Genomic DNA, 23,837 nt, shown 5'->3' with positions numbered 1-23,837 from the left:
AAGGGCAAACACCATTTTTTTATTGGTCTGTCCTTTTTGACAATTCAACCAAAAAATAACCCGTTCATCCATTTTTGGCTGGACGACTTCCCTGGAAAGCGGAAAATTTGAAGAAAAAAAACATGATGATCATAAGAAATATCAGGATTTTTGATGGCGCACCAGTTTCGGGCGCCAAGGATATCTACATCGAAGATGGCATTATCACGGCCATAAAGGAAAATACTGGCGGGTACGACCAGGAACAGGGACACGTCGTATTGGACGGAAAAGGAATGTTGGCGGTGGCTGGCATGACCGATTCGCACAAGCATGTGTGGCAGGCACCCTTCAAGGGCTATTCTGCGGATCAATTATTATTGGAATACCTTGAAAAGGTCTGCGGAGACATGGCGCAGAAGATCAGTGCCGAACAGCTATACCAGCTGAATCTATACGGCTACCTACAGGCTGCGGCCAGCGGGGTTTCCAATGTATTTGACTGGTCACATATCATGAACTCGGAGGCCCATGCCGATGCGGCTGTACAGGCGGCCATCGACTCGGGCATAAATGTGCTCTTCTTTCATTCTACCTCTGCCTTCGGAAGGGACAAGCTCTGGAATAACAGCACCATTCCACATCAGCCCTATGTCGAGCAGCTCGCCAGATCTCATAAGCACCAAAGTAACGTACGCATCGGTATGGGCATCAGGGGGCCGGAGTTTGCGACCATGGAGGTTAACAGGGCCGACATCGAGTTGGCTGCCTCCCTAGACTGTCCGGTATCGATGCACCTTGGCAGCTCCATTCTGGGCAAGATCCATCAACCGGTACGCCAGCTGGCGGATCATGGGCTGTTGGACGAAAGGCTGAACCTAGTGCACTGCAGTACCTTGTCATCGGAAGAATACGGCTTGATTGCAGAAGCGGGCTGCTTGGTATCAATCACACCAGAAGCCGAACTACAGACAGCCCTCGGCTATCCAGCAGTAGAGCTCCTTGCGGACCATCCTTCGGCCAAATGGGCCATTGGTACAGATATTCCAACTGGTGCTACCGATAGCCTGATCTTCCAGCAACGTTTATTGTTGCAGTATTATCGCGGCTACATGAACCAGCGAGCGATTGATCAGATGCAGTTTCCGACAGACATACCCTACAAAGCGAACAAATTCTTTTTTGATTCGATGGATCATGCCAATAGCTACTCGGGCTTTAACGTATCCTCAAAGATCGAGGTCGGCAGAAATGCCTGTATCAACCTCTTCCAATGGGATCAGCTGGAAATGGGCGGCTTCGGACAGCATCCGGCATTTTATTTCCTACAGGAAGAGCAGCTCAGGACGATTGTTGTCAACGGCAAACTTTTCAAACTGGATGGCGACTGGATCGACCATGATTTCCAGGCATTATCCCACCAGGTCCAAGAGATTGCAAAAGGTATACTTTCCTGATGAGCCTGTTTTTCCCTAGGGGCCGACAGTTGAAGAGACAGGATTTCTACGTCCTATTTTTCATCAGGCCCCCGTTTATGTTCCTGATCGCCTATTGGCTATTTGGCTCGAGCTATTTCAGCCATTGGCATATCTTTTGGCCGGTAACTTTGGCATTGATCGTCCAAACGGTCGTTTCCTGGCGTCTGCACATTTATGCGGACGGATTGATCCGTAGCCGATATGCTAATATCGAAAAGGTGACCGAAAGACTGGTCTGGAGCATGGGCAGCCATATCTGCATCATGGTGACGGTCATCAGCGCAAGCTGTGCCCTATTTGTGCTCACGGACTTCCAGGACTTTGATTTCCAGTGGGACGGTTATTTCAAGACGCTGGTGACCGGTTTCTGCACCAATATTGCCGCTACCGGCTTTCACGAAGGCGTCTACATGTTCCACAATTGGCGGAAAACCTGGTTGGAAGCCGAGGAACTGAAAAAGAACAATCTCAAGAGCCAGTTAACGGGACTGAAGTGCAAGATAGATTCGCATTTTTTATTTAACAGCATCAATACCCTATCCAGTCTTATTGAAGAAGATAGGACCTTGGCAGAAAAGTTTTTGGACGAGATGAGCAAGGTCTACCGTTACATCCTACAAGGTGACCGGGAAGAACTGATCCCCCTGGGCGAAGAAATCGATTTTATCCATTCCTGGTTTTTTCTGCTCAAGACAAGATACGGGTCTGCCATTGAGCTGCAACTGGGACAGCTTGGAGATACGGAGGCCTATGCACTTCCCGTACTCAGTCTGATGCTCATCGCCGAAAATATCATCGAACACAATTCGATCAGCAAGAAGGCTCCGTTAAAGCTATGCATCCAGAGAGAAAGGGACAACCTACTGTTCGGTCATTTGATGCAGCCTAAGAAAAACAGTCCTATCGTCAATGAGGACCAAAAGATCCACCATCTTTTTGATAAATACAAGCTAATGGGCATCTATGACGCTGACCTATTCTACCACAAACAATGGAGGTGGGTTAAAATCCCATTGATCTTAATCCCTAGGCCCTTATGAACTTCATCCTGCCCAACCGTAGCCAGTGGAGGACCTTATCCTTCCCGTTTCCCATTATCATCATCTCCATCTATTACCTGATGTTCTATAACCTTGGAATGGATTTGACCCATAGCCTCAACCTCTTCGGTCTCGTCTTCACGCTGGGCATCCTTTCGTGGTGGTTGTCTGTGGTCATCAGCAATTGCATGAACTGGCTCCTTCCCGATTCGGAACAGCTTCCATTAAGGGCACTGTGCATCTTCCTATCCCAGCTGTCAATAGAGATCGTCATCGTTTCGATCCTGTTCCAGGCCTTGGACAGGGTCTCGCAACCTGGACGACTTGAGCTCGACCAAGCCCATTTCGTTGCCGCGCTGGTATTGGCCCTGTTGAGCAATATCATCTTCAACAGCATTTGGCAGGTCAGATATATCTTTGAGCACTGGAAAAATGCATTGACCACAAAAGAACTTTTGGACCAGGAACAGTTGTTAAGGGAATATCGCGGACTTAGGGAACAGCTACATCCCTATTTCCTGTTTGACAGTTTATATGCTGTAGGCCGATTGATCGCCAATGACCTGGAAAGGTCCATTACCTATCTGGATGTACTGAGCAAGGTCTATCGTGCATTTCTGAACGAGAACAAAAAGGAACTCTGCAGCCTGTCACAGGAATTTGAGCATGTCATGTTGTACGTCAAATTGTTGGAAACGGCCAATGGAATGCCGATAAGACTAGACATCAGTCCGATTGGAGAGCACTCAGCCCATTACCTTCCCCCATTCAGCATACAAAGGATCATCGAAGACGTAAAGGATTACCATTATCCAGACCCCAACTTGCCCGAAATCCGCATTTGGACCGAAGAGGCCTACGTCTACGTTGAGCACGGACTACATGCACATTGGAACTACACGCCATCGGCCAACCTGCGCAGCATCGTTGGAAGGTACAATTATTTAAAAATAGGCCAATTTTCGGTCAAGAAAAATGGAGAAAGCCTTCGCTACAGTCTTCCATTACAAGTAAAATAGATATGAAAAAAAATTGGGAAATGCCAGATTTTGGCTGGCAGATGAAAAGCTTAGCTAGCGCGGAAACGAGCTTTGAGGTTACCAAAAATGGTGTTTATGATCTTCGCATTGTCCACAGCACGATCAAAGGGGTCAGCCCAAAGATGCTGGAATGGTGGTTCAGGAACATCGGTGGCGATATGACCTACCGTGGTCATCGATATCCAAGGTACCTGATCTGGCATCCGCTAGACCATATCCATTGGGAATTGGTTGGACAGAAAGGCAAAGCGCAGCAGGTTGGCGTGGGATCCTATTTCAGGATCGTGGAAGCCTTTGCCAACAATCCAAGCTATCAGATCGACAGCATTGAAAGGGTAGAAAAGTTGGATATTACAGGAATCAGGTTGGTCCGTAGGATACTTGGTATCGAAATTTTCAGCTTGGAACACCATTTCGGACAGGCAGGTACGGAAGGCAGCAGCTACCGGTCACAAATGTTGGTGGGCTCCGACCATTGGCTGATGGGACCGTTGTTCAATAAGTTGATCCGTCCATTTATTTTTTCGAAGATCATGGGCCGCTTGTGGCTGAAGCACAATATCGAAGAGGTCGGCAATTTCGAGTTCTTCCTTCCCGAACTCTATCGGCAATACCATCCGCAGTTCTGTGATGGAGACATGATTGCCGAGCCCTGGAGGCTCCTCCAGCAGCCATAAAATACAATTGGTAGTCAAATATCCCAGTTCATGAACGTGTCTGTTTGGGACTGAGCAGATTAACTGCAGTTTTGCCCTAAGAATAAAGAATTATCACACAAATAAATAATATAACAATGAAAAAAACAGTACTATCATTATTATTGCTAGCCGGTTTGGGCATGGCAGCAAACGCACAACAGGGCGCAACAAACAAGATCAGCGCAGGGCTAGAATTGGCTTTGCCTACCGGTGACAACGCGGACGTGTTCAGCTTCGGTTATGGCGCCTCGGTACAGGGTGAATTCAATATAGTCAAGAACCTTAACCTGACAGCCAATGCCGGATATCTTTCCTTCAGGCTAAAGAAGGAGATCAAAGACCTATTGGAGAGTTTTGGTGAAGACACTAAGGGCAGTGGTGCCATTCCGTTGAAAGCTGGTGCGAAGTATTTCTTTGCGGGCAAATTCTACGGACAGGCCGAGGTAGGCGCCGCCATCAGTACTGATGAGGACGGGGGTACGGCCTTCAGTTATGCACCTGGCATAGGCATTAACCTGCCGATTTCGGAAAAGACTATCGTAGATCTGGGGATCAGGTATGAGAACTGGAGAAAAGACGGTATCGGTTCCTCTTTCTTCGGGCTTAGGGCCGCAGTGGCTTTTGGTCTTTAGCCAATTGAATAGTAGTTTATAGTGTTGAGGGGCTGTTCTTAGGGGCAGCCCTTTTTTGCAGAAGATCTTTATATTTAACACAATCACATCAACATGAAAGTAAGCATTATTGGAGCCGGGATCGCTGGCCTAGCTACCGCCATTGCCCTGAAAAAAGAAGGTATCACCGCAGAGGTTTTTGAGGCTGCCCCACAACTGTCGGCTGTAGGTGCGGGATTGGGACTTGCGCCCAATGCCATTAAAGCGCTGTCCCATATCGGTCTGGACGAAAAGATTGTGTCCATTGGCCGACAGCTTCCCTACTTCCAGATCTTGGACCAACGGGGCGGGCTTATCTCTTCGGCCGACAGCACATATGTGGTCGAAAAATATGGAATCGACAATTTCACCATCCATCGCGCCGACCTTCACGAATGTCTTTTGAACGAACTGGACAGCCATTTTGTGCATACCAATAAAAGAGTTGTCCATTGCAGACCCTATCGTAGCGGTGCAGAGCTGACCTTTTCGGACGGCAGCATCCACCAGACCGATTACCTGATCGTCGCCGATGGGATCAATTCTATTGTCAGGAAGAAGATAGTTCTCGATTCTAAGACCAGATATGCAGGATATACCTGCTGGCGTGCAGTAGTGGACGCCAAGGCGCTTGACCTTCAAGGGGCTTCCGAAACCTGGGGAGCCCATGGACGTTTTGGTATCGTTCCCCTTAGGGATGGAAAGGTGTATTGGTTCGCCTGTATCAATGCGGCCCCCGATGATCCCAACTTTAAGAACTTTACAACGGCAAACCTGGCCCAACATTTTCAGGGTTATCATTCCCCTATCATCCAGCTTTTGGAGCTTACGCCCGACCAGGCCCTGATCCGGAACGACATCTACGATATCGAACCGCTGAAAAAATTTGCCTATCGCAGGATACTATTTGTTGGCGACGCCGCCCATGCCACCACCCCGAACATGGGACAGGGAGCTTGTCAGGCCATCGAAGATGCGGTCATCCTGGCAAACGAATTCAAGACCTCGAGCGACCTTGAGGAAGCCTTCCGCAGGTTTGAGAAAAAACGATTGAAACGTACATCGGCAATCATCTCCCAATCCCGCAGGATAGGTGCCATGGCACAATGGACCAACCCCATCGCCATTTTCCTCAGAAATTGGCTATTGAAACATAGTCCAAAAGGACTTCAAAAAAAGCAGTTCGAAGAACTTTATCGCTTTAAGCTATAGCACAAAAAAGGCTAGTAGGATCATCTACTAGCCGTTCTCGCTACCGTAATCAAGTAAATCAGCGCTTGTCTATCGGCACAGTCCCACTGTCGGGCTGGCGCTTACGTATACCGTCAATCTTGTGACCATCCATGATCAGGGCCATATCGACCAATACACTTTCGAACTGCATGCGATAACTGACCACTTTTGCGTTGACCTTGTCTTCAAGTCGGTGACTTTTTACCTTTCCAAGTTGAAGCAGCATCTTTCCGAGCAGCAGCTCGGTATCTTCCCGGCTCATGGCATTTTTCAGGCGATCGCTGAAGAGCACGTACACGCTATCGGTTCGGCCCGCATGGTAGTGTGCGATAAATCTGTTCACCGTTCCCTCTGGGCTCTGCTGTGCCAAGGCAGGTTTGTAGCAAAATGCAATCAGGACGATTGCGGAGACATTCCATAAAAATCTTTTCATTTCGATCAGCAGGGGTTCAAGAACCTGCCTCCCAAAACTCGCCAATGGCAAGCTAAACCAAAATAGAAAAGTATACGAACTGTCGATCTTCCGTATGAACAGTAGACTCCACATTCCTGCGCCAAGTTTAAGTGGAAACAGCACTACAATTAAACCAGGGATTTGACCAGTCCATCCGAAAGCGCTTAAGATCCATTGATAAAGCCACGAATTTGCCGTACCGGTAAGTTACGTTCTGGCACAGCGATTCGGGCAAAGGTGTTGGAAGGCTATCGGCATCAATTTATTAATTTCATATGAGACAAACAAAAATCAAACTAAAGGTTTTCGTGATCAGCTTATTGACGAACACGTTCCTAATCCAAAATCTGGCAATTGCACAACAGCAGGTCGAGCACGCCAAATTGCTTACCGAAAATGGTGCGGCTACAGATTTCTACGGCAGATCGGTCGCTATCAGTGGAAACTATGCCATTGTTGGTTCAAATAAAACGGAAGAGCTTGACGGATCCACCGGTAACATCCTTAATGATGCTGGTTCGGCCCACATCTATGAAAAATCCTTCGATGGAAAATGGGTCTTCAAACAGAAGCTCATTGCAGGTGATCGCAGGGTCAGTGACTCCTTCGGAACTTCGGTAGCCATCTTTGGCAACTTTGCGGTCATCGGAGCCGAAGAGAAGGACGTTGACCTACAGAAACTAGCCAATGTGGGGGCTGCCTACGTCTTTTATCGCGGAGCCGACGGCATCTGGCGTGAACACCAAAAACTAATACCTTCTGATTATGCAGCAAACGACTTTTTTGGTCATTCGGTGGCCATGCATGGCAACTACATCGTGGTTGGCGCTTATTTGAGCGATAAAGATGCCGCCGGAAACGCTGTTAGCAATTCTGGATGTTTTTATGTCTTTGAACTGGACAACGCTAATGGATGGAGCTTAAAACAAAAATTGACCGCACTGGACAGAAGGACGGGTGATTGCTTCGGCTGGTTGGTGGCCGTCCACGGCGAGCATATCGTGGTAGGCGCCTATCAGGATATAAAAAATGCAGAGGGCACAGGTTCACTGTTAAATGCGAGTAGCGCCTATATCTTCGGACGTCAACCCAACGGATCTTGGATACAACAACAAAAAATCGTGTCCAGCGATCGGAATTCAGGAGATTTCTTCGGTTACAGTGTCGCTATCAGCGGACAAACCGTTGTGATCGGTGCCTATGGTGAAGACGATGATATACAAGGGGGTAATCCCAAGCAGCTTGCCGGGAGCGCCTATATTTTTGAACAAGCTTCCAACGGCTCTTGGACGCAGACACAGAAGCTGAACGCTCCGGATCGTACCATGGAAGACCGTTTTGGCTATGCGGTGGGCATAGATGGCGGCAGTATCCTGATCGGCACCTATCTAGAGGACGACAATGCAGAGGGCCAACAATACCTGAGTGCTGCCGGCAGTGCCTATCTGTTCGTAAAGTTGGCAGATGGAAAATGGATCTTCCAGCAAAAAATAGTTAGCTCGGAACGTAGTGAAGTCGCACAGTTCGGTACCACTGTGGCTATCTCGGAAAACCATATGCTCTTGGGCGCTCCAGGTCATGCCAACAGAAAGGGAATGGCTTCGATATTTGGCCCACCTCCCGTACTTCCCATTGAACTCTACGAATTTAGCGCCAAATATAGCCATGACGCTGTCCTATTAAAATGGACTACGCTGATGGAGGCCAACAATAAGGAGTTTATCATTAAGCGGTCGATCAATGGAACAGACTTTACGGAAATTGCCCGTATCATTGGCGCAGGACATACCAACAGTAGAAAACACTATACCTATAAAGACAAAAACCTGAGTAGCGGCATTTATTACTACCGCTTGGAGCAGGTCGATTACGATGGAAAGCTTAGTGTACTTGGCGTAAGGATGGTGAAGATCCACATCGATCCTTCCACCGTCTCTGTATTTCCAAACCCCACGACAGGTCCAATCTATCTGATGCTGCCTTCCACATTTGGGAAATCGGTCAAGGTGACCATTGCCAATCTTTCAGGCCAGATTGTCCACAGCGAAACTCTCCAATCAAAGGAGCAAGCTGTAAAGCATCAGCTCAAACTCAACAAACCTATGGCTAGCGGCCTATATTTTATAGGTATAGACAGCGAAACGTCCAAGCAACAGCTCAAGCTGATGATTAAATAAATCTATCACAGCTTGTTCCTTAGAAAAAGAACAAGCTGGTACGATAAGATCAGCTAAAAGCTTCACCGCCTATTACCAAATCTCTTCCACAACCGTAGATTTGCAATAGCATATTTTGAATATCGGCATGTACCTCATCTACCCTATCAACACTGAGAAACAGGGTCAACAAGCTTCAGTTTGATATCCTAGACTTTTAATTGATAGGCGGACAGTCCAGACAAAAAAAGGGATGGCGATGCCAGTAGCATCATCATCCCGTTTAAAGTTCAAATTGGGTTCGCTTATTTTTTGGGTGTAAACCTCTCTACCTGATTATTGATCGGAACAAGGCTTTTCAGGTAACTATAGATGGCCCTTAGATCGGTATCTTTCATTCCCGCATACATTGTCCATGGCATTGGCGTATTATAGCTGCCATTTTCCACACGTGGCGAACTATACGCAGGATCCGCATAAAGCTTAAACCTAGCGAGGAAGCTCTCTTGAGTCCAGGTCCCTATCCCGGTTTGCTGATCAAAAGTGATGTTAGGTGCCCTTACGATGCCGACAGGCTGTGCAAATTCCATTCCGCCCCCAAATTCTGTGCCGGCGATAATACTTCCCTTATCCGTTTTACTATGACAATCTACACATCCTGCGGCATTTACCAGATATGCGCCATATTTTAATTCATCTGAGGTATCTGGACGCTTGGTAAAGCTAGGTTTCTGGGGCATCGTATTGATCAGGATATTGACCGGAAAATCTGCCTTGGATTCAGGGATATTTTTTTTTACGGGAGCTAGGGAACGGATATAGGCAACGATGTCATACAGGTCTTCCCTGTCCATCTTTCCAAAACGATGTGAGGCCATCACCGGAAATAAAGCCTTTCCCTCCTTGTCTACCCCTGCGGTGATCGCCCTAAAGATTTCGCCGTCAGTCCAACTGGCCAATGCATATGGTGTCAGGTTTGGTGCGTAAAAGGTTCCGGGAAAGCCCATCTCTTGGTTGAATACTTCTCCTCCCCCGCCCATACCATTGACATCCATAGGGCCAGCGAATAGCTCCCAGTTTCTTGTACTATGGCAGTCCATGCAGACTGCCACGTGATTGGCCAGATACCTGCCATTTTCGATTCGTTCAGGCGTGGCTTCGATGCTCAGCTTTGGTGCCGGATCGGCATTGGGCAGGGCTGTCTTGATGTACACACCCCCGGCCAGTACAACCAACAATATCACCACGATAATGATGAGGATTACTTTTAATGTCTTCATTTTATTTATTGGATAATCATTTAAATTATTACCCAAATTTCAATGACAACCGAGCTTTAAGAAAATACTTCATGAACCAATTGGGATTATAGTAAGATGAACTGTCCAAACCAAACGCAGCGGATCTACAGCGGGCTATTTACCCAGCCAGAGCTTAAAATCAGTGACCTTTTCACGGCTCACGATCGCCTCCTTATCCTGTAAGGGCTTCAGGTGCAGCGAAAGACGGTGACCAAAATAATCATGGATCTTGTCTATACTGGCCGTGGCCACCAGGAATGCCCGGCTGATCCTGAAGAAATCGTCCGGTTCAACCATATTTTCCAGCTCATCCATGGTATAGTCGATGATGTAGCGTTTATCGTCATAGGTCTTGAAAAAATTCAGGCGGTCATCCGAATAGAAATAGGCGATATCTGCCACATTGATCGAGATCAAGCGTTGCATACTTTTGACCAAAAATCGTTTACGATAGGTTTTGGGCTTTATCTGTTGCAATCCGGCCATCAGCTTTTCAAAATCAGCGACATTGGCAGTTGGCGCAGACTGCTTCTGGAGCCTTTCGAATTTCTGCAGGGCCGCCTCCAATTCTTCTTTCTGCACCGGCTTCAACAGATAGTCGATGCTATTGACCTTAAAGGCCTTCAATGCATGTTCATCATAGGAGGTCGTAAATATGACGGTACTGGTGACTTCGGTCTGTTTGAATATTTCAAAACTCTGGCCGTCGGTCAACTCGATATCCATCAGGATGAGATCGGGTTGCTTATTCGTTTCCAACCATTCGACCGTACTTTCCACACTATCGAGCACGCCCAGCACTTCTGCTCCTGGCGCAATGGACAACAGGGTCTTCACCAGCTTTTTAGCGGCAAGGTTTTCGTCTTCAACAATTAAAACTTTCATCTTTATATCAGTTAATTTCTATTTTGATCAGTGGTAATATGACCACAAACTGGTTTTCTGTCTCATAAAACTGCGGATCTTTGTCCATCAGCAACTTATAGTTTTCGGTAATATTGGATAGGCCTACCTTGTTGGAAAGGATGTTGCTTTTTTTCTTCTGCAGGTTATTGACTACATGAAGGTTTCCATCCCTGATATAGATCTCTATCTGTAACGGTCGCATTTTGTTGGCTACGTTATGTTTGACCGCATTCTCTACCAACAATTGCAGGGAATAGGACGGCAGGTAACAGCCCCTAGCAGCAGCATCCACTTCCAGTACCAATCGGATCGCCTCCCCATGTCTGATGCGCAGGAGTTCATAATACGATCCAATGAAATCAAGTTCGTCCCCTACACTTGTCAATCCCTCTTCTGTATTTTTCAGCAGGTACCGGTACACCTTGCTCAGTTCATTGAGGAAATACTCGGCCTTGACCGCATCCTCCGCAATCAGCGAGGAAAGGATATTGAGGTTATTAAACAGGAAATGTGGGTTGATCTGTTTCTTTAGGTTCTCAAACTCGTGTACCAGCTTCTGTTGTTCTATCAGTTCCTTTTCAGAAAGGCTCAGGCGCCATTGTTTGAAAATATACTCCACCTGCCATAGGGAGGTGGAGATCAGCGTGAGGAATACGCCTACCCATAGTCCGGTCCTAAAACTATCCTCATCAAATTGGTAGCCAAATAGCGATAAGGCGTCAAAGCCATAAAAATAGCTGCACATCGTCAGGGTGATCAGTACCATATGCACAATTGCCAACAGCACCAGCCTGATGATCGTCTGACTCAGCTTGGGCAGCAGTTTTGCCAGGTAGTGCATGGAGACGATATGCAGGTACCAGGATAACAGTCCGATGAGGTAGATCGCCGTAAATGCGCCCAGCATCACTTCCCATTCCTGGTAGAACCGATGTTTGAACATTACCAAACCTGTTGCAATGGAGATGATCGGCATCAGCACCCAGAAACTGATCCATTCTATTTTTGTAGGCCTGAATATCGTGCTCATATTTCCAAGTTTTTTTGAATCACAAGGGGCAGCTGGATGCGCCTTGTCCCGACAAGCTGTTGAATACTTATTTCGGCCATTCCCAACAGGCGGAACTTGTTGATGACATTGCGTAGCCCGCTTTCGTCGGCCTCAAGGTCGGCCTTGATCTTAGTCGATACCGAATTCTCGATCACAAGCTGTCCGTCCCCATTGGCACCGATATAGATCCTAAGGGGCATTTTCTTACTTACCACATTATTGTGCAGTGCATTTTCGAGCAACAGCTGTAAGGTAAATGGCGGTACCAGTTTTTCTGTTTCGGTTTCATCGATGTCCATATGCAATTCAATAGCCTGTCCATACCTGGCTTTCAATACATAGAAGTAAGAACCTACAAAGGCCAGTTCTTCGGCCAGGGATACGAACTGCCCATCGTTTTTGAGCAGGTACCTGTAGACTTTGCATAGTTCATCCAAAAAAGCTTCCGCCTTTTCCCCATCCTCGCCGATCAGGGCCGATAGTGTATTGATGCTGTTGAACAGAAAGTGCGGCTTGATTTGGTTCTTCAACCCTTCCAGTTGGCTTTTGATATAGGCTGTACGCAACTGCTCGGTTTCGGTCAGCGCAGCCCGCCATTTCTCAAAATTGGAAGCACCTTCATGAAAGAGCGTAGCGAAAAGGTTGAGGACCATCCCTGAAAGGATCACGTACAAAAAACGATCACCTCTGTAGACAAATCCCTGGAACTGGTAATGATGAAAAAGCCAGGTAATAAAAATACCGTCTACAGCTGTCATAACAAAGAACAGGAGCAGCGCGGTAAGCATCCTCCGCATGATCTGGGCATCCAGGGGCATCCTTGCCCTCAGGTATACGGCAACATAGGTATGGAACTGCCAGGAAACACATTTGATAAAGAGCGTAACCATCAATACCGAAATGAACTTCCCCCAACTCCCATAGAGGCTTTCCCCATAGAGTATGGAATTCATCAGGACCGAATAGGGTACCAGGATTCCCAACATGATCTTGAGATCGTTCTTCGTATATCGTGGTCGGTTCAATTTATCTTTTGATGTCCTCTAAGATACGACAATGGCATTAAAAATGATCAGCATCCACTCCTGAATGCTAATACATTTTGTATGAATTGAGGAATTTAATGAATGAACTGTACAATACAAAAATAACAGATCGTATCTACCATACTACCTTGAACGCAAACGATTAAATGTGACTGACCTTAAGGAATTTTATGCACTCGCTGGTTCTCGTCCCTGTACTGAATTTTCGGTACTCCCTTGGTCGTACTCCATACAATTTTATCATCCCTGGTCGCATCTCCAATCTTGATCATCGACATATCCTTTCTGGTATCGCTCCATAGCACGATCCGGTCACGATGCCCCCAACGGCTACATCGCCGTTCAAAGTGATATAAGCCAAACTGTCGGCCGCACTCAGGTAAATAACCTCTAAGCCATTTTTGCCTCCATAATCCAAGCCAAGACCAACAGCATTATCCTCATCCCTAAACCCAAATCCAGCCCTTTCATCTCCCCCGGTTCGTTGATCGATAATGACCAGCCCATACTATGGCGTTCAACCAGCTTTCCGCCCATCTGCAATTTCGTTTTCCTGCCCAAATATAGGCGGTCATCGCCGTTTTGGTCCATCAATACGATACCATGTATACTGTCCTGCCTTTTCCGTCCGAGATTTACAGTTTCTCCACTTCCCATGACGATTACGGGACTTCCCTGCTGATCTTCTATGATAAGCTGGGATACGCTCAGCTTTCCATCCTGTTAGACTGTGTAAATGCTGTGAGGAAAAGTGTGATCGACATTACTAAAAATATACACATCGCTATTCTTAGGTTTCGAACCTGCCGCTGCAGCTTCATAAATTCACGCCTCTCCATGTCAATTGATTTAATCATCCAATTTAATCTCGCAAAGGGCTATTTTGCATAGGGGAAATTCCTTGCGACCTTGCGCATCATGCGCTCGATCAGGTCATCTGTAGAGGAAGTGATGTTGGCATCCATGTTCTTGAACAGTCTCCAGATCAACTCGCCACTTTTACCTTCATTGAGCGTCAGGAAAATGGTACCGGTACCGGTCTTGCCGCCAAATCCTCCGAACATTACCGCGGAAGCAATGGCACCCGCCTCGGATTTGGTCTGCTCGGTTTCGAACCTTCCGCCCAGTACGGCGTCCACTCCCAAGATCTTAGCGATCTCATCCTTTGTAAATTCATCGGAACGATCCAGTATACCTGCTTTTTTCAGTAGGATATTGGTTTTTTCGGGATCCTGGAACTGCACCGAAAAATCTTCCTTTTTGCGCAACAGGAAGGTAAACATGCTCAATTGGATATTTTTGGACATGGTCTTCTCCTGCTCCCTGTTTCCTTCAGCACTAAAATTCTTTGGTTGCTTCTTGTAGCTGATCTTGGTTTCGAAACTTTGCCCCCAGAACAGCAACCAGATCATGCAGGAAAACATCAGGAAGAAACTGGATATACTACAGGAACAGGCATTGACCTTTATCAGCTATGGTGCCTCTCCCTTTACCCTATTAATTCTGGAAAAGGCAGCGAGTGATGTGTTACAGCAGATGGAGAGGCTTGGGAACGGCAAAGATCAGATGCCAGAGATGATGGTCGGAATCTTTAGAAGGCTTGATTTCCGACAGGCAGATAGGATTGACTATTACAGCCTGTCAAGTGAAGTGCTCAGACTGGAAGAAGATCAGCAACACATGGCGCCCCGTTACCTATCAGAAATGGATGGTAAACTTTCAGATTGGGCCGAACGCAAGTTGGCTATGTTGGTGGGTTTCGTGCACAGGGTAATGCAGCAGCAATCACTGGAGTTCACTGCAATTCAGGATGCAGACATTATCAAATTTAATCAAGTTCTGCCTAAAAGCAGCCCCATCGAACTGACAAGCGGATTTTGGATCTTGGCAGATAGAACTATCTGAAACAAGCATGGGCAAGGCCCATGCTCATATTTTTACTAACTTACCTGGATTTTTGTCCGGCCAAGAGCTCTTCAGAAGGAGTCAAATTGTAGGCAAACTCGACTATGTACAACTTCTGCTGAGCGCCCTGATGACTGACTTTGATCCAACCATAATGCGGTTTGTTATCGATCAACAATTGTACGCCAATATATTGGTCGTCCTTAGCTACCCAAGGCCCCTTCAGTTCATTTCCCTGAACCTTTTCGATCACGTCCAATAACACCGCTTTGGTCATGTAATTGCTCCAGCGGGTAGTCGCCAACATCTGCTCCCTGATGGGATTTCCCTGTTTCAATGGCGAGGCCCATAGCCCGTTCAATCCCATTTCGCTTCCCTTATCCAATAACAGCTTCCCACCGCTGGTCGAAATACTGCTGGCAAAGAAATAAAGATGGCTTTGGCTATCCATGACCAATGCACTGGTGAAATAGAGGTCATTCTTTCCATCGGCATTCATATCCAAGGTGATGAACTTATTGTAGGAAAGTTCCTGATTGACCACCCCGTGTACAATTCCGTTGTTATTGCTGGGCGGTGGTGCAGGTTCGGGCTTTTTACCTTCATCGGATGGCTTCTCGGGGATACCTTCCTTTGGTTTTTCGGGCACAGGTTTGTTCGGATCATCCTGTGGATTTTTGGTTTCAGCTTTGTCGCAGCTCTGCAACAAGATACAAAGACCTAAAAAGGCCATCAACGTTCTTTTCATGATTTGCTTATATTATGCGTAATTGACGGTAAACTTCCAAATACCGACATTATAAGCAAACCACTTGCTGAACGAACTGTGGGAAATGTATGCTGAACTGTTATCTCTAAAATTTAAAACCATACTCATGTCATGCTGTGCCAATGAACGCAGCATCCAACACACCCCCAGATTTCCGCTAATCATAGCGTGCCCATCCAGTTCATCCGCTAATCTGTAGATTTCGGATAAGCGAAACCTCCAAGCAAGCGGAAGAATTAAAATCATCCATTTAGCTTTCTTTGTCCTGACTGCGATAAAGCAGAAAAGGAAAACAATGGCAGTATTAAACCCCGTGATGGCTTATGAAGTGCAGTATTTTTGAGATAGCAACCATTTTCTGAACTAATTTTTATTATCTGCGGTCTTTACTTTTTCTGCCTGCTGCTTTTGCGGATGGATGATTAACCGCAATGTGGGGTCATTGGATATGAAATTCCATAGCCAGCTACAAACCAGTTTTACCTTGTTCTTAAAACCGGCAATAGGTAATATGTGTATCACCAGCCAGAGCCACCATGCAATAAACCCTTTGAAGAAACCAACAGGCAATTCCGCTACGGCTTTGTACTTGCTGATGATAGCCATGCTTCCTTTGTCGGCATAGCGAAAGGGCTTTAGCTGTTTGCCGTTGATGATTTTCTTAAAGTTCTTTCCCAACAAAGTTCCCTGCTGTATGGCTACCTGTGCCACCTGCGGATGCCCATTAGGAAATGCTTTGTCCGTATCCTGGTAACAGATGTCGCCAATGGCAAATACATTCGTTGTTCCCGTAACAAGGTTAAATTCGTTTACAGCTATACGCTTGTTTTTCAGCACTGCAGTTTCGGGCAATCCCTTTGCTTCGTTTGCGATAACGCCCGATACCCATATCAGTGTTTTGGCAGTAATCTGTTCTTCGTTTGAAAGATAAACTACATCGTCTTTGAAATTTTTTACCGCCACAGATAGCTTGATGTTTACACCTAACTCCGTCAGAGAAGCCAACGTTTCTTGCTGTGATTTTTGGCTCATTGTACCCAGTAAAGTATGTGCTGCATCTACCAGGTAAACGTGCATCGGGTCGTTCGCCAGTTCGGGATAATCTTTTTTGCGGATGTTGCGGTTCATTTCCGAAAGCATACCCGATAGCTCTACGCCTGTGGGACCACCACCGGCTATTACAAAGGTCATCAGCTTTCTTCGCTCAGCGGCGTCGCTTGTTTTGCAAGCCTGCTCCATATTGTTCAGTATGGTATTCCTGATTTTCAGGGCATCATTTATATTTTTTAACGGCAATGCTTTTTCGCTGATAGAAGATAATCCGAAGTAATTAGGTTGAGTGCCTTGTGCAAAGACAAGGTAATCGTAGTTAAGGTTTCCTTCACTGGTCTGAACGCTGTTTTGTTCAACATCAACACTAAGAAAAGTACCCTGATAGAAACGTACATTATCTTTCCCCTGGAACATCTTTCGGAAAGGATAGCTGATATTGGACGGCTCAATGAAAGAGGAAGCTACCTGGTAAATAAGCGGTGGAAAATAATTGTAGTTGTTCCTGTCCACCAGCACTACTTCAATTCCTTTTACGCCTGCAAGGTTTTTGGCAAGGTTCATCCCACCAAACCCACCGCCTATGATGACTATTTTTTTCTTCATGTCAAGAGATTTTTAGAAATCCGTGTTATATAGTTTTTTGAACTGCTTGTCCTTTATGCTTCCCGGTATAGAGCGGAAAAGCGCATTGCGCAACTTAATCATCAGGGGATTGGCAGCCTGTGCCACTTTCCCGATGCGGGCAGACTGATTGGTAATAAAGTGTGTACGTGGAAGCCTTCTTTTTTCAAAGCGAAGAAATGAATTGTTCAGTTCACCGCCTTTTAGAAGCTCATCATACAAGACTGCGGCATCTTCAATAGCCTGGCAAGCACCTTGTCCCATATTGGGTGTGGTGGCATGAGCAGCATCGCCTAACAGCAGTATGTTGTCAAAAGCATACTTAGGAATAGGCTTTAAATCAATAATGTCATTCCATATCAGTGCGCTCTCTGATGTTTGGGTGAGTATAGCCCCGATTTCAGCAGGATATTCCTTAAACCACTCTTTAAGGTTGTGCAGTGTGAAGTTTTTAAAACGGGCATTGTTGGCAGTGCTGTTTACTGTTGCAAACCAGTACAGCTTATTGTCAGCAAGGGGTACAGCTCCAAACCTTCCTTTGCTCCCCCATATTTCGTAGCTGTTATCAATGTTCAGCGTATGGTTGTCAATCACTGCTCTCCAGCAGGTATATCCTGCAAAGCGTGGTACAGAACCGGGAACCAGCTTCTGCCTTACCGGGGAATGGATGCCATCAGCAACGATAAGATAATCCGTATCAAAGCTGCTCCCGTCCTTAAACAATAGCCGGATATTGTTTTTCTGAACATTAATATCCACGCATTTTTTTCCGGTATATAGCTGTGTGCCGGGAATTTCAGAAAGCAAGGCTTCATGCAATGCTGCCCTGTGGATAGTGAAATTATCAATACCATACTCACGGCTTATCTTAATGCTGTCCGTATAAGTAATGATTTTATCCTTTTCGTCTTTAATAGTAAATGATGAAAGTATTCTTCCTTTTTCTACTACTTTATCCTTTATGCCGAGTTTGTCCAACGCTTTAATGGCATTGGCTGCAAGTCCTAACCCTGCGCCTACGGGTTTCATTGTTTCTGCGGCTTCAAATACAACAGGGGTATATCCTGCTTTTTTAAAGGCTATTGCAGTTGTAAGCCCTGCGATGCCTCCGCCTATAATTGCTATTTTATGTGTCATTTTATTTCTTTTTTTCGTACCGGTTTACTGAATTTTCAATCGGCTTTAAACTTTGCAGGTAAGTATATATAGCTTCCAAATCCGCTTCTTTCATACCTGAATACATGTGCCAGGGCATCGGGCTGTTTAAATCACCCTTTGTATATTTTGGCGATTGGTAACTGCTGTCTGCATATATTTTAAAACGCTGCACAAATGCCTGTTTTGTCCAATGCCCAATACCTGTTTCTTTATCAGGGGTGATGTTGGGCGAACGTACAATACCTGCCAGTTGTTGAAACTCCATACCTCCGCCAAACTCCGAACCTTTTATGATAGAACCTTTATCGGTCTTGCTGTGGCAATCCACGCAACCTGCAGCATTTACAAGGTAAGCACCATAAGCCAACCGGTCATTATCATTTGGTTTTGGTTGCGGTTGTGCTTCTTTAGGCATCGTATTCACTATAAAGTTCAATGGGAAATCCAGCTCACGTTCTGCTGTATTGTTCCTGATAGGAGCAAGCGTTCTGATGTAGGCTATGATGCTGTAAACATCTTCCTTATCCATTTGACCGTAATGGTGATACGGCATTACGGGGAATAATGCTTTACCGTCTTTGTCCACTCCGGCAGTGATTGCCCTGTAAATTTCTCCGTCTGTCCAGTTGCCCAGATTGTAAGGTGTAATATTGGGTGTGTGGATAGTGCCGGGAAATCCCATATCCTTTCCGAATTTTTCACCTCCACCACCAAGGTTGCCCGATAGCGGTCCGGCAAACTCCGTCCAATCCCTTGAACTGTGGCAGTCCATACACACCGCTACGTTATGAGCAAGATAACGTCCCCGTTCTATGCGTTCGGGCGTTTGCTGTATGGTAATTTCAACAGGCTCATTGATGTTGGGGAGAAACACTTTCACATAAGTGCCAGTAAACGCAACACCAATAAGGACAATAGCAAGAATGCCGAGTAATACTTTGTAAACCTTTTTCATTTCATTAAAAATTATACTGCAAAGGTCTTTTTTACGGCTTTCTTCACATAGTGGTATTCCATTGAATTGTAAAAAAGGGCAAATGAATTGTAATGGTTAGTTGGTATGAATAAAACGATATAGCAGGATACTTGTATTTCTTCGGATTAGATACCAGTCGTTTTTAATTTCGTTTCTTTCTCATACAGTTCGGGCAAGAAGAACTCAAAATTCCCGACTTCTTCAATGTTATGTTTTAGCCAGGCAGTTCCCATTTCTTTGGTAAAGAATAATGGTCGGATGCAGTAATTGAAAATTTTATTAAATGGATTTTTTTTATTGATACCTACTATCATTTGTGATTTGTAAATAGTGTTTTGCCCGTCCTGTATGAAATCATGTTGAAGTGAGAATATTTCGAACTTCCCGACACGTTTTACTAATCTTATACCTGTTTCATCCAATTTTTCTACATACTCTGTGCTGTCAACTAAAAATTCCATTTTTCGTCCAAATGCTTCAACAATTCTAAAATACGAACCAGCTGCAACTTCGTTGTTGGAAGTTTTGCCCACTAAACACCAATGGATATGGTCTTTGGGATGCCAGACCAGATATTTAAGATAATTTTTTCCTTTATAGGTCATCTCGCCACCGATATTCTTAAACCACCACAATAGCATTTTTGGAGTAACTCCCCGAATAGGGTCGTGTTCAATAGTTAACTTAAAAACGCCATTCTCCTCAATAGTAAAACTTGTTTTGGCTGTTTCTAAAGATTTCATTTTCCAGCCAAAATCTTGTTCGGCAGGCAATGTCCATTTGGAAAATCTACTTGCTAAAGTCATCGTTTCCTATTATTTTTAATTGTGAAGTGTCGTCATAAACTCTTCTGGCATATCGGGTGTGAGAACGACTTTTTTGTTATCGTTTGTGCAAATCAATACGGCACTGCTTCTTCTGGTGGCATACCAGGTCATTGAACCGTTTGTGCGGTTGGCATACTTACCGAAATATTCGAACAGCCCGCCAACGCCAAATGTTCTTACACTTTTCTGAACTATGGCATCATCAAGCCGTTCAATGTTCGTTATGGCATTGCGTTCCATAACAATGTCTTTCAACGGTCTGTGAATGATGAGGTGCGTATCGGTTACACGATAGTTGAGTGGTCTGAACAGTAACGTCCAAACGTAGAGGAGTATGAAACCCCCAGCTATCAAGAAAGGCGTTATTGCCTGTTCTTCTTTAATAGCCTCAAATTGTTTAGTGATAATAACTGTGAATACGACCGTTACACCAACGGTCATTATTTTCGCAAGGTTGTCTAATGATGCTTTGTACTTCATATCAAAATAATTTTATTGATACAAAGAACGATAATGAGTTTTGCGCTATACAGTGAAAGCTAAATGAACTGTTATATCTTCTGGTTGAACTGTAAGGATTACTTCCCCAGCCACTTTTTAAACGTATTCACTTTCTCCCTGCTTACCAGCGCTTCTTTTTCATTTTCGGGAAGCAGCTTTAGGTAGAGACGGTTGCCGAAATAATCCTCAATCTTATGAATGCTTTCCAGTGAAACAAGAAAGGAGCGGCTTGTTCTGAAAAAATCGTCTGGGTTTAACATGGCTTCAATCTCATCCAATGTGTAATCTACCACATAACGCTTGTTGTCATTGGTTTTAAAAAAGGTCAACTCGTCAAAATAAAAATACGCAATATCCTCTACGGAAATGGATACCAGCTTTTGCAGGTGCTTAACTAAAAACCGTTTCCTGTAAGCAGTAGGTTGTGCCAACTGGAAAGAGCGCAGCAGTTGTTCAATGTCTTTAGAGCTGGTTTCCGCACTGGACTTTGAATGCCCGTAAAGTCGTTTGTATTTTTCAAGTGCTGTTTTTAGTTCAGCTTTTTGAACGGGCTTCAGTAGGTAATCTATGCTGTTCAGCTTGAATGCCTGCATAGCAAATTCATCATACGATGTAGTGAAAATAAGCATACTCTCTACGTTCATGCTTCGGAATATTTCAAAGCTCTGACCATCGGTAAGCTCAATGTCTGAAAGGATAATATCTGGATGCGGATTATGTTCTAGCCATTGTACGGAGGAGGCTATACTATCTGTTACATCCACTACTTTTGCATCCGGTGCTACTTCCGTAAGCGTTTTTTTCAGCTTGCTCACTGCTAATTCTTCATCTTCTATTATAAGTATATTCATATCCGAGTATTTTAAGTTCTGTTTTTATTAACGGTAATTTCACTTCAAAGTATTCATCGGTTTGCTGCACTGTCATGTTTTCGATGTTCAGCATCCGGTACTTGGTCTGTATATTGGCAAGTCCTACATTATTGGATGGTACGGAAGCCTGCTTGCGTTGCAGGTTGTTCTTTACCTCTATATAGGCATTGCCTGTCATTTTTATGCTTATTCTTAAAGGCATAGCCTTATTTGCGGTATTATGCTTGATGGCGTTTTCAACCAATAATTGCAGTGAAAGCATCGGCAACAATCCGCCCGATTTTCCATCATCGGCTTCAATGGTTATCTGTACTGCATTGCTGAACCTTATTTTCAAAAGGGCAGCATAGGAACGGATAAACGCCAGCTCATCTTCGAGCGTAGCCAGGTCTTCACTGCCTCTTCTAAGCAGGTAACGGTATATCTTGCTTAACTCATCAAGATAGAAAGAAGCCTTATTAGGTTCTTCCGAAATCAAAGAGGAAAGCACATTCAGGTTGTTGAACAGAAAGTGCGGGTTGAGTTGCTGTTTCAATCTGTCAAACTCTTGTTGCAACAGTTCCCTTTCTATCCACTCTTTCTCTGCAAGAGTCTTTTTCCAGCTTTTGAAAATATACTCCACCTGCCAGATGATGGTAAAAATGATATTGAAAATAGCCCCCAGCACTATGGCAGAAAAGAAGTTCTCCTTTACAAAATTGATGTTCAGGAAAGATGTTTTTGCCAGCCCGCTGAATATGAGAAACGACAGGATGATGAGCCAAATAAAATGAACGCCAAACAGTATCATCCCTCTCTTTACGGTTTCGGATTGCCCGGGCAGCTTACTTGTAATGTAATTGTTGATGAAAGCGCAGGTGTACCATGAGCAAAAGCTTATAGGAATAAAAAGCAACAGAAGCATTGTAAGGCTATTATCGTCCAAAGACGAAAAATCAATCAGCAGGTACAGGAAGAACACCACCACCAGCGGAAGCGGGAATACGGCAGTAAACCATTGTACTCGTGTGGGTTTATATATGCTCATAGCTGACAGCGGATTGTTGAAGCGGTATGCTTATTGTTTTGATGTGATTATCTGTATGCTCCTCTATGTCCGGCAATCCTAACAGACGGTGAATTGTTTTTATTTCTTCTATTTGTCCAGTATTTTTCGTGTGGCCTGATTTCTTTTTGTGTAGGGGATGTGATATTTCCACACGATTATATTTCACTTCAATATCAATTTGAAAGGAAGCCTCTTTATCAATGATATAAGTATCGAGAATGGTTTCCAGAAATGCCAGTAAGGTCAGTCGGGAAATACAAACGCTTTGACCAGGTTCATATCCGCTGATAGAAAATTGAAGTGAATTGCCATACCTTGTTTGTACAATATAAATCCATGACCGTATAAAATTCAATTCCTTGTATAAAGGAACAAAAGTATCAGGTTCATTTCTTAGCAGATACCTGTACACTATACACATTTCATCCAAGAAGCGGTCTGCCTTTCCCGTATCAATTTCTATTAAGCCCGACAAAGTATTGATGCTGTTAAAAAAGAAATGCGGATTGGTTTGATTACGAAGCCCGGCAAGTCTGTTTTTAAGCGTGAGCTTTTTTAATTCTTCGGCTTCGATGAGTGTTCTTTTCCAGTTTTCAAAAGTGTAAACGCCTTCGTGAAAACCTGTGGCAGATAAATTGGTACATAAGCCTACCAGCAGTCCCGAAACAAAACTGCCCCAGGTGAAGCTGTGCCCTAAAAAATGAACTGCACCTGCCCACAGAAATAAAATTGCAATAAATACTGATGCAATGATAAAATGAAACAGCACTGATAATGCAATCCTCTTCACTGTATGGTTTGTATTGAAAAAACGTTTACGCAGAAAATGGTCTGCATAAATATGTAAACGCCATGTAGCTACCGTTACCAGAACAGCCACAACCGTAGCGGGAATAAATATTTTTATATCATTAAAATAAGCCCGTCCGAAAAGCACATAGCAAAGCAGCACCATAAATGGCGGTCTGATGAACAGCAGCACTTTTACGTCTTTTGAGCTTACTTTAAAAATATTCACTTGCTTCAGTTTAGTAAAATACAATATGCAAAATTATTTATTTTATTTTGACGGAAT

Annotated in this window: 25 protein-coding genes; 8 read left to right on the top strand and 17 right to left on the bottom strand. The window is 44.8% G+C overall.

Translation table 11 applies throughout. The annotated features are described in order from the left end of the window. Nucleotides 1-122 precede the first annotated feature (122 nt). The 6 genes from FGL37_RS13790 (at nt 123) to FGL37_RS13765 (ending at nt 6,097) form a co-directional block, all read left to right on the top strand. Nucleotides 123-1,436: an amidohydrolase family protein gene (locus tag FGL37_RS13790; protein WP_138096850.1), complete on the top strand. Its 1,314-nt coding sequence runs from the start codon at nt 123-125 to the stop codon at nt 1,434-1,436. Then, a complete protein-coding gene (locus FGL37_RS13785; protein WP_081818016.1) occupies nt 1,436-2,497 on the top strand; it encodes a sensor histidine kinase in 1,062 nt (353 codons plus the stop codon). The genes FGL37_RS13790 and FGL37_RS13785 overlap by 1 nt, the downstream gene beginning before the upstream one ends. Further along, on the top strand, nt 2,494-3,516 hold the full coding sequence (locus tag FGL37_RS13780) for a sensor histidine kinase (protein WP_028072167.1): 1,023 nt from the start codon (nt 2,494-2,496) through the stop codon (nt 3,514-3,516). Before FGL37_RS13785 ends, FGL37_RS13780 begins: the two co-directional genes overlap by 4 nt. Nucleotides 3,517-3,518: 2 nt before the next feature. Then, nucleotides 3,519-4,214, top strand: coding sequence for a DAPG hydrolase family protein (locus tag FGL37_RS13775; protein ID WP_160169554.1), 696 nt, complete (start codon nt 3,519-3,521; stop codon nt 4,212-4,214). A 116-nt stretch (nt 4,215-4,330) separates the two neighbouring features. Next, on the top strand, nt 4,331-4,867 hold the full coding sequence (locus FGL37_RS13770; protein ID WP_028072168.1) for an outer membrane beta-barrel protein: 537 nt from the start codon (nt 4,331-4,333) through the stop codon (nt 4,865-4,867). Between the two features lie 93 nt (nt 4,868-4,960). After that, on the top strand, nt 4,961-6,097 hold the full coding sequence (locus FGL37_RS13765; RefSeq protein ID WP_028072169.1) for an FAD-dependent monooxygenase: 1,137 nt from the start codon (nt 4,961-4,963) through the stop codon (nt 6,095-6,097). A gap of 58 nt (nt 6,098-6,155) precedes the next feature. Here the strand turns inward: FGL37_RS13765 and FGL37_RS13760 are convergent, their stop codons facing one another. Then, nucleotides 6,156-6,665 (bottom strand): hypothetical protein, encoded by a 510-nt coding sequence (locus tag FGL37_RS13760; RefSeq protein WP_028072170.1) that lies wholly within the window; start codon nt 6,663-6,665, stop codon nt 6,156-6,158. Nucleotides 6,666-6,847: 182 nt separating this feature from the next. Between FGL37_RS13760 and FGL37_RS13755 the strand changes: the two genes are divergently transcribed. Beyond that, nucleotides 6,848-8,749, top strand: coding sequence for a T9SS type A sorting domain-containing protein (locus tag FGL37_RS13755; RefSeq protein ID WP_028072171.1), 1,902 nt, complete (start codon nt 6,848-6,850; stop codon nt 8,747-8,749). Nucleotides 8,750-9,033: 284 nt separating this feature from the next. On the opposite strand, the gene FGL37_RS13750 is transcribed toward FGL37_RS13755, so the two are convergent. The 6 genes from FGL37_RS13750 to FGL37_RS13725 all read right to left on the bottom strand — a co-directional run bounded on the left by FGL37_RS13750 (nt 9,034) and on the right by FGL37_RS13725 (nt 14,444). After that, nucleotides 9,034-10,008 carry a c-type cytochrome gene (locus tag FGL37_RS13750; RefSeq protein ID WP_028072172.1) on the bottom strand — a complete coding sequence of 325 codons (975 nt, stop codon included), beginning with the start codon at nt 10,006-10,008 and terminating at the stop codon, nt 9,034-9,036. Between the two features lie 135 nt (nt 10,009-10,143). Continuing rightward, the gene (locus FGL37_RS13745) at nt 10,144-10,914 is read right to left on the bottom strand and encodes a LytR/AlgR family response regulator transcription factor (RefSeq protein WP_028072173.1); all 771 of its coding nucleotides are present in this window, start codon (nt 10,912-10,914) and stop codon (nt 10,144-10,146) included. A 7-nt stretch (nt 10,915-10,921) separates the two neighbouring features. Beyond that, nucleotides 10,922-11,965 (bottom strand): sensor histidine kinase, encoded by a 1,044-nt coding sequence (locus FGL37_RS13740; RefSeq protein WP_051607336.1) that lies wholly within the window; start codon nt 11,963-11,965, stop codon nt 10,922-10,924. Continuing rightward, nucleotides 11,962-12,972 carry a sensor histidine kinase gene (locus tag FGL37_RS13735; protein WP_138096848.1) on the bottom strand — a complete coding sequence of 337 codons (1,011 nt, stop codon included), beginning with the start codon at nt 12,970-12,972 and terminating at the stop codon, nt 11,962-11,964. The genes FGL37_RS13740 and FGL37_RS13735 overlap by 4 nt, the downstream gene beginning before the upstream one ends. Before the next feature lie 450 nt (nt 12,973-13,422). Continuing rightward, nucleotides 13,423-13,689, bottom strand: a complete 267-nt coding sequence (locus tag FGL37_RS13730) for a hypothetical protein (RefSeq protein WP_028072175.1) — start codon at nt 13,687-13,689, stop codon at nt 13,423-13,425. Nucleotides 13,690-13,910: 221 nt separating this feature from the next. After that, the gene (locus tag FGL37_RS13725; RefSeq protein ID WP_051607337.1) at nt 13,911-14,444 is read right to left on the bottom strand and encodes a hypothetical protein; all 534 of its coding nucleotides are present in this window, start codon (nt 14,442-14,444) and stop codon (nt 13,911-13,913) included. Here FGL37_RS13725 and FGL37_RS13720 point away from each other — a divergent pair. Then, complete coding sequence (locus tag FGL37_RS13720) at nt 14,443-14,937, top strand: hypothetical protein (RefSeq protein WP_028072176.1); 495 nt, start codon at nt 14,443-14,445, stop codon at nt 14,935-14,937. The two genes, FGL37_RS13725 and FGL37_RS13720, sit on opposite strands and share 2 nt — an antisense overlap. Nucleotides 14,938-14,977: 40 nt before the next feature. Here FGL37_RS13720 and FGL37_RS13715 read toward each other — a convergent pair whose 3' ends face one another. The 10 genes from FGL37_RS13715 to FGL37_RS13670 form a co-directional block, all read right to left on the bottom strand. After that, nucleotides 14,978-15,685, bottom strand: a complete 708-nt coding sequence (locus tag FGL37_RS13715) for a hypothetical protein (protein ID WP_028072177.1) — start codon at nt 15,683-15,685, stop codon at nt 14,978-14,980. A gap of 12 nt (nt 15,686-15,697) precedes the next feature. Beyond that, nucleotides 15,698-15,952, bottom strand: coding sequence for a hypothetical protein (locus tag FGL37_RS13710; RefSeq protein ID WP_028072178.1), 255 nt, complete (start codon nt 15,950-15,952; stop codon nt 15,698-15,700). A 117-nt stretch (nt 15,953-16,069) separates the two neighbouring features. After that, nucleotides 16,070-17,362 carry an NAD(P)/FAD-dependent oxidoreductase gene (locus FGL37_RS13705; protein ID WP_028072179.1) on the bottom strand — a complete coding sequence of 431 codons (1,293 nt, stop codon included), beginning with the start codon at nt 17,360-17,362 and terminating at the stop codon, nt 16,070-16,072. Nucleotides 17,363-17,374: 12 nt separating this feature from the next. After that, complete coding sequence (locus tag FGL37_RS13700; RefSeq protein WP_028072180.1) at nt 17,375-18,517, bottom strand: FAD-dependent monooxygenase; 1,143 nt, start codon at nt 18,515-18,517, stop codon at nt 17,375-17,377. A 1-nt stretch (nt 18,518) separates the two neighbouring features. Beyond that, entirely contained in the window at nt 18,519-19,493 is a 975-nt protein-coding gene (locus FGL37_RS13695; RefSeq protein WP_028072181.1) for a c-type cytochrome, read from the bottom strand. A gap of 146 nt (nt 19,494-19,639) precedes the next feature. Next, entirely contained in the window at nt 19,640-20,320 is a 681-nt protein-coding gene (locus FGL37_RS13690; protein ID WP_037534512.1) for a hypothetical protein, read from the bottom strand. 15 nt (nt 20,321-20,335) lie between these two features. Further along, on the bottom strand, nt 20,336-20,821 hold the full coding sequence (locus FGL37_RS13685) for a PH domain-containing protein (RefSeq protein ID WP_051607338.1): 486 nt from the start codon (nt 20,819-20,821) through the stop codon (nt 20,336-20,338). Nucleotides 20,822-20,919: 98 nt separating this feature from the next. Beyond that, complete coding sequence (locus FGL37_RS13680; protein ID WP_028072183.1) at nt 20,920-21,693, bottom strand: LytR/AlgR family response regulator transcription factor; 774 nt, start codon at nt 21,691-21,693, stop codon at nt 20,920-20,922. Continuing rightward, on the bottom strand, nt 21,668-22,741 hold the full coding sequence (locus FGL37_RS13675; protein ID WP_051607339.1) for a sensor histidine kinase: 1,074 nt from the start codon (nt 22,739-22,741) through the stop codon (nt 21,668-21,670). Before FGL37_RS13675 ends, FGL37_RS13680 begins: the two co-directional genes overlap by 26 nt. Continuing rightward, nucleotides 22,728-23,780, bottom strand: coding sequence for a sensor histidine kinase (locus FGL37_RS13670; RefSeq protein WP_138096846.1), 1,053 nt, complete (start codon nt 23,778-23,780; stop codon nt 22,728-22,730). Before FGL37_RS13670 ends, FGL37_RS13675 begins: the two co-directional genes overlap by 14 nt. Between the last annotated feature and the right edge of the window lie 57 nt (nt 23,781-23,837).

It is taken from the genome of Sphingobacterium thalpophilum, assembly GCF_901482695.1.
In the GTDB taxonomy this organism is placed as follows: Bacteria; Bacteroidota; Bacteroidia; order Sphingobacteriales; family Sphingobacteriaceae; genus Sphingobacterium; species Sphingobacterium thalpophilum.
The sequence above is the reverse complement of the archived record's forward strand: the minus strand, read 5'-3'. Positions and strand labels throughout refer to the sequence as shown.

Coding starts and splice junctions, on each gene's coding strand:
- FGL37_RS13790 (WP_138096850.1), top strand. CDS start 123: ATGATGATCATAAGAAATATCAGGATTTTTGATGGCGCACCAGTTTCG.
- FGL37_RS13785 (WP_081818016.1), top strand. CDS start 1,436: ATGAGCCTGTTTTTCCCTAGGGGCCGACAGTTGAAGAGACAGGATTTC.
- FGL37_RS13780 (WP_028072167.1), top strand. CDS start 2,494: ATGAACTTCATCCTGCCCAACCGTAGCCAGTGGAGGACCTTATCCTTC.
- FGL37_RS13775 (WP_160169554.1), top strand. CDS start 3,519: ATGAAAAAAAATTGGGAAATGCCAGATTTTGGCTGGCAGATGAAAAGC.
- FGL37_RS13770 (WP_028072168.1), top strand. CDS start 4,331: ATGAAAAAAACAGTACTATCATTATTATTGCTAGCCGGTTTGGGCATG.
- FGL37_RS13765 (WP_028072169.1), top strand. CDS start 4,961: ATGAAAGTAAGCATTATTGGAGCCGGGATCGCTGGCCTAGCTACCGCC.
- FGL37_RS13760 (WP_028072170.1), bottom strand. CDS start 6,665: ATGTGGAGTCTACTGTTCATACGGAAGATCGACAGTTCGTATACTTTT.
- FGL37_RS13755 (WP_028072171.1), top strand. CDS start 6,848: ATGAGACAAACAAAAATCAAACTAAAGGTTTTCGTGATCAGCTTATTG.
- FGL37_RS13750 (WP_028072172.1), bottom strand. CDS start 10,008: ATGAAGACATTAAAAGTAATCCTCATCATTATCGTGGTGATATTGTTG.
- FGL37_RS13745 (WP_028072173.1), bottom strand. CDS start 10,914: ATGAAAGTTTTAATTGTTGAAGACGAAAACCTTGCCGCTAAAAAGCTG.
- FGL37_RS13740 (WP_051607336.1), bottom strand. CDS start 11,965: ATGAGCACGATATTCAGGCCTACAAAAATAGAATGGATCAGTTTCTGG.
- FGL37_RS13735 (WP_138096848.1), bottom strand. CDS start 12,972: ATGTTGGGAATCCTGGTACCCTATTCGGTCCTGATGAATTCCATACTC.
- FGL37_RS13730 (WP_028072175.1), bottom strand. CDS start 13,689: ATGGGAAGTGGAGAAACTGTAAATCTCGGACGGAAAAGGCAGGACAGT.
- FGL37_RS13720 (WP_028072176.1), top strand. CDS start 14,443: ATGCAGGAAAACATCAGGAAGAAACTGGATATACTACAGGAACAGGCA.
- FGL37_RS13725 (WP_051607337.1), bottom strand. CDS start 14,444: ATGATCTGGTTGCTGTTCTGGGGGCAAAGTTTCGAAACCAAGATCAGC.
- FGL37_RS13715 (WP_028072177.1), bottom strand. CDS start 15,685: ATGAAAAGAACGTTGATGGCCTTTTTAGGTCTTTGTATCTTGTTGCAG.
- FGL37_RS13710 (WP_028072178.1), bottom strand. CDS start 15,952: ATGATTTTAATTCTTCCGCTTGCTTGGAGGTTTCGCTTATCCGAAATC.
- FGL37_RS13705 (WP_028072179.1), bottom strand. CDS start 17,362: ATGAAGAAAAAAATAGTCATCATAGGCGGTGGGTTTGGTGGGATGAAC.
- FGL37_RS13700 (WP_028072180.1), bottom strand. CDS start 18,517: ATGACACATAAAATAGCAATTATAGGCGGAGGCATCGCAGGGCTTACA.
- FGL37_RS13695 (WP_028072181.1), bottom strand. CDS start 19,493: ATGAAAAAGGTTTACAAAGTATTACTCGGCATTCTTGCTATTGTCCTT.
- FGL37_RS13690 (WP_037534512.1), bottom strand. CDS start 20,320: ATGACTTTAGCAAGTAGATTTTCCAAATGGACATTGCCTGCCGAACAA.
- FGL37_RS13685 (WP_051607338.1), bottom strand. CDS start 20,821: ATGAAGTACAAAGCATCATTAGACAACCTTGCGAAAATAATGACCGTT.
- FGL37_RS13680 (WP_028072183.1), bottom strand. CDS start 21,693: ATGAATATACTTATAATAGAAGATGAAGAATTAGCAGTGAGCAAGCTG.
- FGL37_RS13675 (WP_051607339.1), bottom strand. CDS start 22,741: ATGAGCATATATAAACCCACACGAGTACAATGGTTTACTGCCGTATTC.